The sequence below is a fragment of the Ruegeria intermedia genome (assembly GCF_900129345.1).
In the GTDB taxonomy this organism is placed as follows: domain Bacteria; phylum Pseudomonadota; class Alphaproteobacteria; order Rhodobacterales; family Rhodobacteraceae; genus Ruegeria; species Ruegeria intermedia.
Genome location: NZ_FQVK01000017.1, coordinates 60,802 through 74,852 on the forward strand (window position 1 = coordinate 60,802; position 14,051 = coordinate 74,852).

13 protein-coding genes and 1 pseudogene are annotated in these 14,051 nt (G+C 64.2%); 8 read left to right on the forward strand and 6 right to left on the reverse strand.

Features of this window, described 5'->3' with window-relative positions; all coding sequences use genetic code 11:
• Positions 1 to 26 precede the first annotated feature (26 nt).
• From groL to F3H26_RS12895, 4 genes and pseudogenes are all read left to right on the forward strand, one after another.
• Entirely contained in the window at positions 27 to 1,670 is a 1,644-nt protein-coding gene (gene groL / locus F3H26_RS12880; protein WP_149776446.1) for a chaperonin GroEL, read from the forward strand.
• Between the two features lie 196 nt (positions 1,671 to 1,866).
• Positions 1,867 to 2,730: pseudogene (locus F3H26_RS12885) on the forward strand (DMT family transporter).
• Between the two features lie 17 nt (positions 2,731 to 2,747).
• On the forward strand, positions 2,748 to 3,521 hold the full coding sequence (locus F3H26_RS12890; protein ID WP_149776447.1) for an alpha/beta fold hydrolase: 774 nt from the start codon (positions 2,748 to 2,750) through the stop codon (positions 3,519 to 3,521).
• Complete coding sequence (locus F3H26_RS12895; RefSeq protein ID WP_149776448.1) at positions 3,518 to 4,678, forward strand: alpha-D-ribose 1-methylphosphonate 5-triphosphate diphosphatase; 1,161 nt, start codon at positions 3,518 to 3,520, stop codon at positions 4,676 to 4,678. Before F3H26_RS12890 ends, F3H26_RS12895 begins: the two co-directional genes overlap by 4 nt.
• Here the strand turns inward: F3H26_RS12895 and F3H26_RS12900 are convergent.
• The 3 genes from F3H26_RS12900 to F3H26_RS12910 all read right to left on the reverse strand — a co-directional run bounded on the left by F3H26_RS12900 (position 4,675) and on the right by F3H26_RS12910 (position 6,529).
• Positions 4,675 to 5,742, reverse strand: coding sequence for a 5-(carboxyamino)imidazole ribonucleotide synthase (locus F3H26_RS12900; RefSeq protein ID WP_149776449.1), 1,068 nt, complete (start codon positions 5,740 to 5,742; stop codon positions 4,675 to 4,677). The genes F3H26_RS12895 and F3H26_RS12900 overlap by 4 nt on opposite strands.
• The gene (gene purE, locus F3H26_RS12905; RefSeq protein WP_149776450.1) at positions 5,735 to 6,223 is read right to left on the reverse strand and encodes a 5-(carboxyamino)imidazole ribonucleotide mutase; all 489 of its coding nucleotides are present in this window, start codon (positions 6,221 to 6,223) and stop codon (positions 5,735 to 5,737) included. The genes F3H26_RS12900 and purE overlap by 8 nt, the downstream gene beginning before the upstream one ends.
• Before the next feature lie 81 nt (positions 6,224 to 6,304).
• On the reverse strand, positions 6,305 to 6,529 hold the full coding sequence (locus F3H26_RS12910) for a YdcH family protein (protein ID WP_149776451.1): 225 nt from the start codon (positions 6,527 to 6,529) through the stop codon (positions 6,305 to 6,307).
• Between the two features lie 165 nt (positions 6,530 to 6,694).
• Between F3H26_RS12910 and F3H26_RS12915 the strand changes: the two genes are divergently transcribed.
• From F3H26_RS12915 to F3H26_RS12930, 4 genes are all read left to right on the forward strand, one after another.
• Positions 6,695 to 7,108, forward strand: coding sequence for an Hsp20 family protein (locus F3H26_RS12915; protein WP_149776452.1), 414 nt, complete (start codon positions 6,695 to 6,697; stop codon positions 7,106 to 7,108).
• A gap of 3 nt (positions 7,109 to 7,111) precedes the next feature.
• The gene (locus F3H26_RS12920; protein ID WP_149776453.1) at positions 7,112 to 7,336 is read left to right on the forward strand and encodes a DUF1150 family protein; all 225 of its coding nucleotides are present in this window, start codon (positions 7,112 to 7,114) and stop codon (positions 7,334 to 7,336) included.
• A gap of 95 nt (positions 7,337 to 7,431) precedes the next feature.
• Entirely contained in the window at positions 7,432 to 8,319 is an 888-nt protein-coding gene (locus tag F3H26_RS12925) for a PhzF family phenazine biosynthesis protein (RefSeq protein WP_149776454.1), read from the forward strand.
• A complete protein-coding gene (locus F3H26_RS12930) occupies positions 8,316 to 9,182 on the forward strand; it encodes a hypothetical protein (protein ID WP_149776455.1) in 867 nt (288 codons plus the stop codon). The genes F3H26_RS12925 and F3H26_RS12930 overlap by 4 nt, the downstream gene beginning before the upstream one ends.
• A 75-nt stretch (positions 9,183 to 9,257) precedes the next feature.
• Here the strand turns inward: F3H26_RS12930 and F3H26_RS12935 are convergent, their stop codons facing one another.
• The 3 genes from F3H26_RS12935 to trxB form a co-directional block, all read right to left on the reverse strand.
• Entirely contained in the window at positions 9,258 to 10,976 is a 1,719-nt protein-coding gene (locus tag F3H26_RS12935) for a bifunctional sulfate adenylyltransferase/adenylylsulfate kinase (RefSeq protein WP_149776456.1), read from the reverse strand.
• Positions 10,977 to 11,172: 196 nt separating this feature from the next.
• Positions 11,173 to 12,864: an adenylate/guanylate cyclase domain-containing protein gene (locus tag F3H26_RS12940; RefSeq protein WP_149776457.1), complete on the reverse strand. Its 1,692-nt coding sequence runs from the start codon at positions 12,862 to 12,864 to the stop codon at positions 11,173 to 11,175.
• 111 nt (positions 12,865 to 12,975) lie between these two features.
• On the reverse strand, positions 12,976 to 13,917 hold the full coding sequence (gene trxB / locus F3H26_RS12945; RefSeq protein ID WP_149776458.1) for a thioredoxin-disulfide reductase: 942 nt from the start codon (positions 13,915 to 13,917) through the stop codon (positions 12,976 to 12,978).
• Positions 13,918 to 14,051 lie beyond the last annotated feature (134 nt).

Genomic DNA, 14,051 nt, shown 5'->3' on the forward strand with positions numbered 1-14,051 from the left:
AATTTACCGAAGATACGGAGAGAGACATGTCTGCAAAGGACGTCAAATTCGATACCGATGCCCGCAACCGCATGCTGAAGGGCGTCAACATCCTGGCTGATGCCGTCAAAGTGACCCTGGGCCCCAAAGGCCGCAACGTGGTGCTGGACAAATCGTTCGGCGCGCCGCGCATCACCAAGGACGGTGTTTCGGTCGCCAAGGAAATCGAACTGGAGGACAAGTTCGAGAACATGGGTGCGCAGATGGTGAAGGAAGTCGCCAGCCGCACCAACGACGAAGCCGGTGACGGCACCACCACCGCAACCGTTCTGGCCCAGGCCATCGTCAAGGAAGGCCTCAAGCAGGTTGCTGCCGGCCTGAACCCGATGGACCTCAAGCGCGGCATCGACATGGCAACCGCCAAGGTCGTCGAAGCCATCAAGGCCGCTGCCCGCGAAGTCAAGGACAGCGACGAGGTTGCGCAGGTTGGCACCATCTCGGCCAACGGCGAAGCTGAAATCGGCCGCCAGATCGCAGACGCGATGCAGAAGGTCGGCAACGAAGGCGTCATCACCGTCGAAGAGAACAAGGGTCTGGAAACCGAGACCGACGTCGTCGAAGGCATGCAGTTCGACCGCGGCTACCTGTCGCCCTACTTCGTGACCAACGCCGACAAGATGATCGCTGAGCTGGAAGACTGCATGATCCTGCTGCACGAGAAGAAACTCTCGTCGCTGCAGCCGATGGTTCCGCTGCTCGAGCAGGTGATCCAGTCGCAGAAGCCGCTGCTGATCATCGCCGAGGACGTTGAAGGCGAAGCGCTGGCAACCCTGGTTGTCAACAAGCTGCGTGGCGGCCTGAAGATCGCTGCCGTCAAGGCTCCGGGCTTCGGCGATCGCCGCAAGGCCATGCTGCAGGACATCGCGATCCTGACCGGCGGTCAGGTCATCAGCGAAGAGCTGGGCATGAAGCTGGAAAACGTCACCATCGACATGCTGGGTTCGGCCAAGAAGGTCACCATCTCGAAAGACGAAACCACCATCGTCGACGGTGCTGGCGAGAAGGCCGAGATCGAGGCACGCGTTGCCCAGATCCGCGCTCAGATCGAAGAAACCACCAGCGACTATGACCGCGAGAAGCTGCAGGAACGCGTTGCCAAGCTGGCAGGCGGTGTTGCCGTGATCCGCGTCGGCGGCATGACCGAGGTTGAAGTGAAAGAGCGCAAGGACCGCGTGGACGACGCTCTGAACGCAACCCGTGCAGCCGTTCAGGAAGGTGTCGTCGTGGGTGGCGGTGTTGCCCTGGTTCAGGCTGGCAAGGCTCTGGCTGACGTCAAAGGCGCAAACGCCGATCAGGACGCAGGCGTCAACATCGTTCGCAAGGCCATCGAGGCCCCGCTGCGCCAGATCGCCGAGAACGCAGGCGTCGACGGTGCCGTGGTTGCCGGCAAGGTCCGCGAATCGACCGATGCGGCCTTCGGCTTCAACGCGCAGACCGAAGAATATGGCGACATGTTCAAGTTCGGCGTGATCGACCCGGCCAAAGTGGTGCGGACCGCCCTGGAAGACGCAGCCTCGGTTGCCGGTCTGCTGATCACCACCGAAGCCATGGTTGCCGACAAGCCCGCCAAGGAAGGCGCAGCGGCCGGTGCCGGCATGCCCGACATGGGCGGCATGGGCGGCATGATGTAAGCAATCGAATTCGCCCCGGCGAATTCGACCTCCCGATCAGGGAGCATCTGCTGAAGATGTTGCGGGGTCGCCTTCGGGCGGCCCCGTTTTTTTCATTGCCCTCCGGGTCGGTGCAGCTTGGACATTCTCGAAAAAAGTGAAGCCAACCGCACCGGAACGGGGTGATCCACGGCATCCAAGCAGCTAAGGGTGGGGGATGCGATTGTTTCTTCTCACCGCCCTGACCATGTGCGCCTTCGCCGCGAATTCGCTGCTGAACCGGGCGGCTGTGGATGGCGGTGCCAGCGATCCAGCCGGATTTGCGGTGGTTCGGGTATTAACAGGCGCGCTGGTTCTGTCGGTGCTGGTCGTGTTGCGCGGCGGCAGGCTGGAGATGCGCGGCAGAAGAAGGTTGTTCGGCGCAGGAGCCCTGTCAGTCTACATGATCGGCTTCTCCGCCGCCTACCTGACTCTGGATGCCGGGCTGGGTGCGTTGATCCTGTTTGCGGTGGTCCAGGTTTCCATGTTCGTTGCCGGCAGCTTGACCGGCGCGTCACCAAGCGCCCGCCAATGGCTCGGGGCAGGGGTGGCCCTGGCCGGGTTGGCCTGGGTTCTGTGGCCAGCCGGTGAAGCGCAGGTGCACCTGCGCGGTGCCGGTCTTATGGCCGCAGCGGGGGTCGGTTGGGCAGCCTATTCCCTTGCCGGCCGCTCCGAACCCGATGCCCTTGCCGGAACGGCGGCGAACTTCGTTGTCGCGTTGCCGATGACTGCAATCGCGCTGTGAGTGATGGGCGGCGGGTGGCATGTGACACCGGGTGGAGTCGGCCTTGCAGCAATGTCTGGTGCCGCGACCTCGGGCCTGGGCTATGCGCTTTGGTATCGGGTTCTGCCGCAACTCTCACCGGCAGTCGCTGCGGTCGTACAGCTGAGCGTTCCGATCATCGCGATTGCAGCGGGCGCGGTGCTGCTGGGGGAACAGATCAATGCGCGGCTGATCCTCGGCGCCTGTCTGGTGTTGGGCGGTATTGCGCTGGCGGTTCTGCGCCTGACGCGCGGGCGGGGCTTTCCTGGAAAGGGATAAGGATTTATCTGGCTGCCATGCGTATTCTGGTTTTCATATGGCTCTGTCTTCTCCCGGCCGTCGCACAATCGAAATGCGTCGTGCTGTTGCACGGGCTTGCCCGGACCGAGGCGTCGTTTTCGGTCATGGAGGAATTGTTCGAACTGCACGGCTACACCGTCGTGCGACCGGGTTACCCGTCGACCGATCTGCCCATTCCCGATCTGGCGAACCAGACCTTGCCGGCCGCTTTTTCAGCCTGCGGAGACGACATGGCGAATGTGGTGGCGCATTCGATGGGCGGCATTCTGCTGCGTTATTGGCTGCAGGATCATCGCCCGAAAAACCTGGGCCGCGTGGTCATGCTGGGCCCGCCCAACCAAGGCAGCCAGCTGGTCGACGAGCTGGGCGATCTCGAGGTGTTCGGCCTGTTGAACGGCCCTGCGGGACTGCAGCTTGGAACCGGTCCCCAAGGCATCCCCCGCCGCCTGCCGCCGGTGGATTTCGAACTTGGGGTGATCGCCGGGGAGAACTCTCTGAACCCGGTGTTTTCGGCGCTGATCGACGGGCCGGACGACGGCAAGGTCGCGGTCGAGGAAACCAGGGTCGCAGGCATGGCCGACCACATCGTCCTGCCGGTGACGCACACCTTCATGATGAACAACCCGCAGGTCATGGCCCAGACGCTGCATTTCATCGAATACGGGTATTTCGACCGCAGCATCACCTGGCTGGACGGTGTGATGGACATCATCGATGAGATCTGCATCGGCCAAGACTGCAGCGAACCCAACTCGGAGCCCACGCGGTGACTGCATTGGAACTGACCTTTTCCGGGGCGCAGGTCCTGCACCCTGACCGCGGACTTGTCGGTGACGACCTCTCGATCGCGGGCGGCCTGATCCAAAAGGGCGGCGGTTCGCCGGTCGTTGATCTGAGCGGCTATCTGATCCTGCCGGGCATCATCGATCTGCACGGGGACGGGTTTGAGCGTCACATCGCCCCGCGCCGGGGGGCCATGAAGCAGATGGACGAGGGCATCCGCGCCGCCGAGGCCGAACTGGCGGCCAATGGCATCACCACCGCCGTGCTGGCGCAGTTCTACAGCTGGGAGGGCGGTGTGCGCGGCCCCAAGTTCGCCGCCGACGTGTTCCGCGCGATCGCGGCGGTGAAGCGCAGCGTGGTCACCGACCTGATCCCGCAGCTGCGGTTCGAAACCCACTTGCTGGACGATTATGCCGACCTGCCGGGGCGCATCGCCGACTGGCAGGTGCCCTATGTCGTGTTCAACGATCACCTGCCTCATGACCGTCTGGCGCAGGGGCGCACCCCGCCGCGATTGACAGGGCAGGCGCTCAAGGCCGGTCGCAGCCCCGAGGCGCATCTGAAGATGCTGCAGGACATGCACGCCCGCACATCCGAGGTTCCCGCCGCGCTTGATGCGCTGTGCGCGGCGTTGGTCCGGCAAGGCGTGCGTCTGGGCAGCCATGACGACGCGACGGCACAGGCCCGTTCCCACTGGCGCGCGCGCGGCGTGCAGATCGCTGAATTTCCCGAGACGCTCGAGGCGGCCGAGGCGGCCAAGGCCGCGGGCGATCACGTCATTCTGGGCTCGCCCAACGTGGTGCGGGGCGGATCGCACAAGGGCAACGTCAGCGCGCTGGACCTGATCGCCATGGGGCTGTGCGACGCGTTGGCATCGGACTACCACTATCCCAGCCCGCGCAGGGCGGCGCTGATGCTGATGAAATCGGGGCTGATGGATCTGGCGGGCGCATGGGCACTGGTGTCGTCGGGGCCCGCGCGGGTGCTTGGCCTCGAGGACCGCGGGTCGCTGCACCCCGGCAAACGCGCCGATCTGGTCATTCTGGACGCTGAAACGCAGCGCGTGGCGGCCACCATCGCCGGCGGCCGGGTCAGTTTCCTGTCGGGGGATGTCGCCGGGCGGTTCGTCGCCGCGGCGCGCTAGCGTTTGATCCGGTTGAAATGGCCCATCTTGCGGCCCGGCTTGACTTCGGCCTTGCCGTACAGGTGCAGGGCCACGTCGCGCTGTTGCGCAAGCTCGGGCACGCGGTCCATGTCGTCGCCGATCAGGTTCTCCATCACCACATCCGCGTGACGCTGCCCGTCGCCCAGCGGCCAGCCGGCCACGGCGCGGATATGCTGTTCGAACTGATCGACCGCACAGCCGTTCTGCGTCCAGTGGCCCGAGTTGTGAACGCGCGGCGCGATCTCGTTCACGATCAGGCCCTGCGGCGTCACGAACAGTTCGACCCCCATGACGCCGACATAGTCCAGCGCGTTCAGGATATTCGCGGCCAGCAGCACCGCGTCGGTCCGCAGGGCAGGGGACAGGCGCGCGGGCACCGTGGTCGTGTGCAGGATGCCGTCGCGATGCACGTTCTCGCCAGGGTCGAAGCAGGCCACCTGGCCGTCCAGCCCGCGGGCGGCAATGATCGACACCTCGTGGCTGAAATTGACGAAGCCTTCCAGAATCGCGGGCACGCCCTGCATGTCGGCCAGCGCGGCCCGGGCGTCCTCGGGCGACTTCAGCCGCGCCTGCCCCTTGCCGTCATAGCCGAAGCGGCGGGTCTTGAGGATCGCCGGCGTGCCGATCCGTTCGATGGCGGCCTGCAGGCTGTCCAGGTCGGTCACATCGGCAAAGGGTGCGGTGTTCAGGCCCAAGCCTTGCAGGAATGTCTTTTCGGTCAGCCGGTCCTGACTAACCCGCAGCGCCTCGCGGCCGGGGCGAATGGGGCGGTGCGATTCCAGAACGTCCAGCGCTTCGGTCGGGATGTTTTCGAACTCGTAGGTGATGACATCGACCGATTGCGCAAAAGCGGCCAGCGCCTCGGCATCTTCATAAGATGCGGTGGTCACGCGATGCGCCACCTGACCCGCGGGCGGGTTGGCGCCCGGCTCGAAGATATGGGTCACGAAGCCCAGCCGCGCCGCGGCCATCGACAGCATCCGCCCCAGCTGGCCGCCGCCCAGAATTCCGATCACCGCGCCGGGCTGCAAGGGGTTACTCATCGCGGGGCTCCTCGGGGATCGAGTCCGACAGCGCCGCGCGCCAGGCGTCCAGCCGGTCGGCCAGGGCTGCGTCCTGCAGGGCCAGAATACCGGCGGCCATCAGGCCGGCATTGGCGCCGCCGGCCGAACCGATGGCCATGGTCGCAACCGGGAAACCCTTGGGCATCTGCACTATGGAATAGAGCGAGTCGACACCGGACAGCGCCCGCGTCTGCACCGGAACGCCGATCACCGGTACCCGCGTCTTGGACGCCATCATCCCCGGCAGATGCGCGGCCCCGCCAGCGCCGGCGATGATCACCTGCAGCCCGCGCTGCACGGCGGTCTTGCCGTATGCCCACAGACGATCCGGTGTCCGGTGGGCCGAGACGATCTTGGCCTCGTAGGCAACGCCCAGTTCGTCCAGTATCTCTGCAGCGCCTTTCATGGTGGGCCAGTCCGACTGGCTGCCCATGATGATTCCGACCTTGATCTCGCTCATCCGCCCTGTTCCCCGCCTGCGTTAGGAAGCGCGCACTATAGTGAAATCCGCTTGCGTGGCAATGCGGTTGACTGCGCCGGATCAGGCGATGATGTCAGGGGTCAGACGATCCTCGATCAGCCGAATGATGTCCTTCAGGCGCAGCTTCTGCTTCTTCAGCCGCTTCACCGTCAGCTGATCGGCGGTGCCGGTCGCCTCGAGCGCCTTGATCGCATCGTCCAGGTCGCGGTGCTGCTGGCGGAAAACCTCGAGTTCGACGCGCAGAACCTCGTCGGTTTTCATCGAAATGTCGGTGGGCGCATTCATGGGCGACTCATTCGTGGCTGGTGGTGCGTCCCCCGCAGAATAGTGCGTTCGGGCGAAATCTCCTAGACCTTGTGGTCGGCCGTGTTTCACCCCATATTCTGTTGTGTGCGGTTGCCGAAATGGGGCCGCGCATCACGTCGCTTTGACAAAGAAGGACGAGAAAACGTGTCAAAACTTACTCTTGGCTCATACCCGCATCTTCTGGGGTTCGAGCAGCTGGAACGCCTTTTGGAACGGTCCGCAAAGGCCGGAAACGAAGGGTATCCGCCCTACAACATCGAACAGACATCCGATCACTCGTACCGCATCACCCTGGCCGTGGCCGGGTTTTCCGAAGACGACCTGTCGATCACCATCGAGGATCGGCAACTGGTGATCCGGGGGCGTCAACGCGACGACAGCGAGGGGCGCGTGTTCCTGCATCGCGGTATCGCGGCCCGTCAGTTCCAGCGCATGTTCGTGCTGGCCGACGGGGTCGAGGTCGGAGAGGCCATCATGGAAAACGGTCTGCTGCATATCGACCTGACCCGAGCCGTGCCGGAAGCCGTGGTGCAGACGATCAACATAAGGAAGGGGTAAGCCATGAATACACCGTATGACTTCAAGACTGAAGGCGATCGGATCGTCTATGTGAAGGCCGTGGACGTGGCCAAGCTGCCGCACGAGGTGCGCGCACAGGCCGGTGATGTCGATCATTTGTATGCCGTTCACGACTCGGACGGGCAGCAACTGGCGCTGGTTGCCGACCGCAAGCTGGCCTTCGTGCTGGCCCGCCAGCATGACCTGTCGCCGGTGGCCGTGCACTGACACGGCCCGCGACGGCGCGGTTCAACCCGCGCGGATGCGAATTTACCACCCGCAGGGCCTGGCCCTGATCACAGACCGACAGGGCACGAGGGTACATGAGCTGGTTCGAATTCGATTGGGTGGATGCCTTCAGTGACCGTGCCTTTGGCGGAAATGGCTGTGCGGTCGTGCATGACGGCGCGCATCTGCCAGAGCCCGTCTGCACCGCCTTCGTCCGCGAAACCTCGTTGGTGGAATGCACCTTCACCGGCCCTTCGGATGTGGCCGACATCCGGGTGCGCTATTTCCTGGCCAGCCGTGAAATTCCTTTTGCCGGTCATCCGACCATTGCCACCGTGGCGGCGATGCGCAGTCGCGGTCTGATCGCGGGCGACGCCCTGACGCTGGAAACCGGGGCGGGGATCGTGGATATCCGCCTGGATGGCGACCGGATCGAGATGACGCAGGTCGCCCCGGAATTCGGCCCGCATGTCGCGCCCGAGCTGGTGGCGGCCGCCATCGGGCTGCCGGCCAGCGCGATCGTTTCGCCGCCGCAGGTGGTCTCGACCGGGCTGCCGTTCTGCATCACCGTCCTGCGCGATCACGCGGCCCTGCGTGCGGCACGCCTGAACGTGGACGCGCTGCGGCAGGTTGCGCAGACGGCGGGCTATTCAGGCGCCGACATGGCCGAGCCGTTCCTGGTGACGCTGCAAGGCGCAACCGAGGCGGGCGACACCTTCTCGCGCCTGCTGCTGGCCCCGCCCAGCCCGCCCGAAGACCCGTTCACCGGATCGGCCACCGGCGCCATGGCGGCGTATCTGTGGAAATACGGGCTGATTGCCAAAGACAGTTTTGTCGCCGAACAGGGCCACGACATGGGCCGCCCGGGGCAGGCCATCGTCACCCGCGTGGGGCCGCCGGATGCGATGACGGGCATCAAGGTTGCCGGGCGCGGGTTCGTCCTGATGCGCGGCCAGACCGACCTGCCGGACAGCCTGCAATGACCGAACCCGCCATTGCGATTCTGCCTTATGGCCACCGTCTGGGGCCGAAACTGGCTTCGGTGCCGTTGTCCGATCTGAGCTGGCCTTTGGGTTGCCCCGAGCGGCTGACGGGCAAGACCGTGGGCGACCTGACGCCATCGGACCATCTGCTCATGTATCCCAACTCGACCGTGCATCTGCGTCTGCGTCGCGGCACGCGGGCTCGGATATCGCTGATGATGGGCGAACCGTCGGCCATTCACGGCAAACATGACCGGATGCTGCGCTGGACCTGGCGGCGGTTCTTCCGGGTGCTCACGTTTCACGAGGTGTTGCTGGACAGCCTGCCGAACGCGGTGTTCCTGCCCTATGGCGTGACTCAGGTGCCCGACTGGCGCGATCTGGACGTGACCAAGCACCGGTCCTGCTCGCTGATCGCCTCGGCCAAGCGTGACCTCGAGGGGCATCAGTTGCGCCACGCAGTGATCGACTGGGCGCGCGAAACGAGGGCCGATGTCGACATCATGGGCCGTGGCTACAAGCCGTTCGAGCGCAAATCCGACGGGCTGGCGCCGTATCGTTATTCGGTCATCATCGAAAACGTGCGCGAGCGGAACTATTTCTCGGAAAAACTGACCGACGCGATCCTCTGCGCGTCCGTGCCGATCTATTGGGGCTGCCCGAATATCGGTGATTTTTTCGATACCTCGGGCATGATCCTGTGCGACAGCCAAGCCGATATCCAGCGTGCGATCCAGTCAGCGTCGGAAGAGGAGTATCAGTCGCGCCTGCCGCATCTGCGGGCCATCCAGGACAAGGCGGCGTGGTACGGCGATTTCGAAACCCGTGCGGCACAGGCCCTGCGTGACGCTTTGCGCGGCTGACGGTCACCTCTGGCGCCGGACAAACAAGAAAGGCCCCCGGAAACCGGGGGCCTCTGAACCTTGTGGCAGCTCGGATCACGACGCCGCGATCAGCCCCATGCTTTCCAGCTTCAGCAGCACCTGGTGGGCGCAGTTGTCCACGTCCACATTCTCGGTTTCGACCCGCAGTTCCGGGTTTTCGGGCACATCGTAAGGGTCCGAAATACCAGTGAATTCCTTGATCTTGCCTTCCCGCGCCAGCTTGTACAGACCCTTGCGGTCGCGGCGCTCGCATTCCTCGAGGCTGGTGGCCACGTGGACCTCGCAGAAGGCGCCGAACTGCTCGATCTCCTCTCGTACGGCGCGGCGCGTGGCCGCGTAGGGCGCGATCGGGGCACAGATGGCGATGCCGCCGTTCTTGGTGATCTCAGAGGCCACATAGCCGATGCGGCGGATGTTCAGGTCGCGGTGTTCCTTCGAGAAGCCCAGTTCCGAGCTGAGGTTCTTGCGGACGATGTCACCGTCCAGCAGCGTGACGGGACGGCCGCCCATCTCCATCAGCTTGACCATCAGAGCGTTGGCGATGGTCGATTTGCCCGAGCCCGAGAAACCGGTGAAGAAGACGGTAAAGCCCTGCTGGCTGCGCGGCGGATAGCGGCGGCGCAGCTGCTCGACCACCTCGGGGAACGAGAACCACTCGGGGATCTCGAGCCCCTCGCGCAGACGGCGGCGCAGTTCGGTGCCCGAGATGTTCAGAATCGTGACGTTGTCGCGGTCCTCGATCTCGTCCGCGGGTTCGTACTGGGCGCGTTCCTGCACATAGACCATGTGTTTGAAATCGACCATCTCGATGCCGATCTCGTCCTGGTATTTGCGGAACAGGTCCTGCGCGTCATAGGGGCCATAGAAATCTTCGCCCTGGCTGTTCTTGCCGGGGCCGGCATGGTCGCGGCCGACGATGAAATGGGTGCAGCCGTGGTTCTTGCGGATCAGGCCGTGCCAGACCGCTTCGCGCGGGCCGGCCATGCGCATCGCCAGATTCAGCAGGCTCATCGTGGTGGTCGAGGCCGGGTATTTGTCCAGCACCGCCTCGTAGCAGCGCACGCGGGTGAAGTGATCGACATCGCCGGGCTTGGTCAGGCCCACGACCGGATGGATCAGCAGGTTGGCCTGCGCCTCGCGCGCGGCGCGGAAGGTCAGCTCCTGGTGCGCGCGGTGCAGCGGGTTGCGGGTCTGGAACGCGACGATGCGGCGCCAGCCCAGCTTGCGGAAATAGGCGCGCAGCTCGTTCGGGGTGTCGCGGCGGGCTTTGAAGTCGTAATGAACGGGCGGCTGGATACCGGTCACGGGACCGCCCAGATACACTTTGCCGGCCACGTTGTGCAGATAATTGACGGCCGGGTGCGCCACGTCGTCCGCACCGAACACCTTTTCGGCCTCGCGCGACTTGTCCGGGGTCCAGCGGTCGGTCACCGTCATGGTGCCCAGGATCACGCCTTCCTGGTCGCGCAGGGCGATGTCCTGACCCAGCTCGATCTGTTCGGCGAATTCTTCGCTGACATCCAGGGTGATCGGCATCGGCCACAGGCTGCCATCGGCCAGGCGCATGTTTTCGACGACGCCGTTGTAGTCCTCTTCGGTCAGGAAACCCTTGAGCGGGTTGAACCCGCCGTTCATCAGCAGTTCCAGGTCGCAGATCTGGCGCGGGGTCAGATCCCAGCTGGTCAGGTCGGCGGCTTCGACCTTCAACTTCTGCGCGGATTCATAAGAAACATACAGCTCCGGGATCGGGGCCAGATTACTCAACATCGTCATCGCAATACTCTTGTCGCAGTGTGGTTGCTTGGTGATTCAGGTGCGTTCCGTGGGGGCATGTGCCTCTGTCGTTGTGTAAAGTCCACACCGTTTATGAAACAAAGGAGGATATGCGCGGTTTTTGCCGGTATTGGAAGAATTTTCCCCGAAAATCCCGCGAACGCAGCCAATTTTCTGATGTTCGCCGACAATCTGCTCAGCCGGCGTCGATTTGTTCCGCGGGCGCCAGCAATGTGTCCAGATCGCTGGCACGTTCTGCGGCCAGTGCAGCCAACGGCTCCGACACGCCACGCAGCCGGAACCTTTGCAGGCGCAGCGCATCGGTCGAAACCCCCGCCGCACGCAACACCGTCTCCGAGGCCAGAAGCTCGACCCCCAAGACCTTGGTTTCGCCCTCCAGGCGGCTGGCCACATTGACCGCGTCGCCGATGATCGTGCGGGCCGCATGTCCGGCTGCGCCGATTTCGCCCAACACAAGGTCGCCCAGATGCAGGCCCATGCCGATGCGGATCTCGGGGCTGTTTTCCGCGGCCAGCTTCTGGTTGAACCGCTGCAGGGCCCGGCTGATATTTGCGGCGGACTTCAACCCGGCCCCGGCCGAACTGGCCGCATCCGCCGTTTCGTAGACCGCCAGCAACCCGTCGCCCATGTATTTGTCGACAGTGCCCCCGTCGGCGGTGATGGCCGGAACGATCGCATCGAAGAACCGGTTCAACAGAAACACGATGTCATAGGGCAGTTGCCCGGTGGTGCGCGCCGTAAAGCCGCGCATGTCCAAAAATAACACGGCCAGTTTCCGTTCCTGGCCCTGGCTGGCATGGGCGCGTTGCCGCCCGCCGTCGGGCCGGAACACCCGGAACACGGTCAGCGGATCCTGGGGGCGGACCTGGCAGGCGAGGCGCGTGCGGTCGGCGGCTCCAACGGCCTTCAGGCTGCGCGCTTCGGCCGTGCTGGGCGCGGGCAGCCGATCCGCCCCGTCTTCGACGATCACCCGGCAGGTGGTGCACCGCCCCTTGCCGCCGCACAGCGCGGTATGGGGTACGCCGTTGGCCCGCGAGATTTCCAGCAGGGTCAGCCCTTTTTCCGACACCACCTCGGGGCCGTCCACATAGCGCACCCGGACCGAATGCCGCCTGCGCCAGATCTTGCGCCCGAAATGCACCGCGAGCGCCGTGCCCAGCGCCAACCAGAACACCATCAGCGCGTTGTCCTTCACGCCGAGCATGGTTTCGAAGGCTTCGGGGCGGGGCCAGTTGTAATGTTCGATATACTGCTCGCGCAGGTCGGGAACGGCGAAATCGGCCCAGATGCGCCGCCCCTCGGTCAGCAGGCCGGCCAGGGCAAAGCCGGGAATGAACACGGCGACACCGATCAGATAGGGCACCAGCTTGCCCCACCAGCGGGTCAGCCTCAGCCACATGTGCAGCCCGATGCAGCCGTGGATCCAAACCACCAGCATCAACGTGCTCTGCATCCAGATGGCCACGTTGGGCCACATCAGGATGATGATGTAACCCATCTCGTCATTGACGCCGAAAACCTCATGCGCATAGCGCGTGTGCACGAGATGCGAGATCAACTGAAGCGGGATCAGCAGCCCCAGCATCACTTGCAGGGCGGTATGAAAGGGCATGCGCAGCGTCCGGCGCCGCGCGATCGACACCAGTGCAAGTACGGCATGAACCAGCAACGCGGAATACAGCAGAACGCTGCCCAGAATATGCCGCGTGACCTGTTGCCGCGCATCCTGCATCCCGTGCAGATAGTCGGTGTGAAACAGGCCCAGCCCGATATTCAGGAAATGAAAGAAGGCGAAGACGAACAGAACCAGACCGCTTGCGATGCGCAGGCGGGTCGTCCAACTGCCCTGCCAAAGCGGGTTGCCCAATCTATCACCCGTTTTTTCCGTGCCTGCCACAAGTCTGCGGCGCAGGGGTACCCCGGGTCAAGCGCGGGGCAAAAACGATAAACGCGGCACCTGCGTGCCGCGTTTTCAAGGTCATTCCTGTTCGGCCAGGAACCGTTCGGCATCCAGCGCCGCCATGCAGCCCATTCCGGCCGAGGTCACCGCTTGCCGGTATACATGGTCGGTCAGGTCGCCGGCCGCGAACACGCCGGGGATCGAGGTCTGCGTGGTGCCGGGCTTGGTTTTGACATAGCCGCCCATGTGGGTTTCCAGCACGTCCTTGACCAGCTCGTTTGCGGGCGCGTGGCCGATGGCGACGAACACGCCTTTGCAGGGGATCTCGGTGATCTCGCCGGTCTTGACGTTCTTCACCCGCACGCCTTCGACGCCCAGCGGATCCTCGGATCCGAACACCTCTTCCAGTTCGTGGAACCACAGCGGGTGGATCTTTTCGTTCTTGAACAGGCGCTCCTGCAGGATCTTTTCGGCGCGCAGCTCGTCCCGGCGGTGGATCAGCGTGACTTTGCTGGCGAAATTGGTCAGGAACAGCGCCTCTTCCACGGCGGTGTTGCCGCCGCCGATCACCACGATCTCCTGCCCGCGATAGAAGAACCCGTCACAGGTGGCGCAGGCCGACACGCCAAAGCCCTTGAATTTCTCCTCCGACGGCAGCCCCAGCCATTTGGCGCGGGCCCCGGTCGCCAGGATCACCGCGTCGGCAGTATAGATCGTGCCGCTGTCGCCCTTGGCGGTGAAGGGCCGTTTGGACAGGTCCAGGTCGTTGATGATGTCACCGATCACCTCGCAGCCCATGGCCTTGGCGTGATCCTGCATGCGCACCATCAGGTCCGGTCCCTGAACTTCGGTGTCGCCGGGCCAGTTCTCGACCTCGGTGGTGGTGGTCAGCTGGCCGCCCGGCTCGATGCCCTGCACCAGAATCGGGTTCAGCATCGCGCGGCTGGCATAGATGCCCGCGGTGTATCCGGCTGGTCCCGATCCGATGATCAGAACCTTTGTGTGTCGTGTCTCGGCCATGGAACCCCCACTCGAATTTGCCTGTGCCCGTCGCGGGCGCCGGGCCTCGATATAGCGGCGGCATGGCACGGCTTAAAGCCCCTTCCTGTCACGCCTGCGTCAGGCGGGGCGGTCAGGGACCGCGCGAAAAAGAA

What these genes read in the sequence shown, in the direction of transcription:
- groL (WP_149776446.1), top strand. Translation starts at nt 27, where the DNA reads ATGTCTGCAAAGGACGTCAAATTCGATACCGATGCCCGCAACCGCATG.
- F3H26_RS12890 (WP_149776447.1), top strand. Translation starts at nt 2,748, where the DNA reads ATGCGTATTCTGGTTTTCATATGGCTCTGTCTTCTCCCGGCCGTCGCA.
- F3H26_RS12900 (WP_149776449.1), bottom strand. Translation starts at nt 5,742, where the DNA reads ATGAGTAACCCCTTGCAGCCCGGCGCGGTGATCGGAATTCTGGGCGGC.
- purE (WP_149776450.1), bottom strand. Translation starts at nt 6,223, where the DNA reads ATGAGCGAGATCAAGGTCGGAATCATCATGGGCAGCCAGTCGGACTGG.
- F3H26_RS12910 (WP_149776451.1), bottom strand. Translation starts at nt 6,529, where the DNA reads ATGAATGCGCCCACCGACATTTCGATGAAAACCGACGAGGTTCTGCGC.
- F3H26_RS12920 (WP_149776453.1), top strand. Translation starts at nt 7,112, where the DNA reads ATGAATACACCGTATGACTTCAAGACTGAAGGCGATCGGATCGTCTAT.
- F3H26_RS12925 (WP_149776454.1), top strand. Translation starts at nt 7,432, where the DNA reads ATGAGCTGGTTCGAATTCGATTGGGTGGATGCCTTCAGTGACCGTGCC.
- F3H26_RS12930 (WP_149776455.1), top strand. Translation starts at nt 8,316, where the DNA reads ATGACCGAACCCGCCATTGCGATTCTGCCTTATGGCCACCGTCTGGGG.
- F3H26_RS12935 (WP_149776456.1), bottom strand. Translation starts at nt 10,976, where the DNA reads ATGACGATGTTGAGTAATCTGGCCCCGATCCCGGAGCTGTATGTTTCT.
- trxB (WP_149776458.1), bottom strand. Translation starts at nt 13,917, where the DNA reads ATGGCCGAGACACGACACACAAAGGTTCTGATCATCGGATCGGGACCA.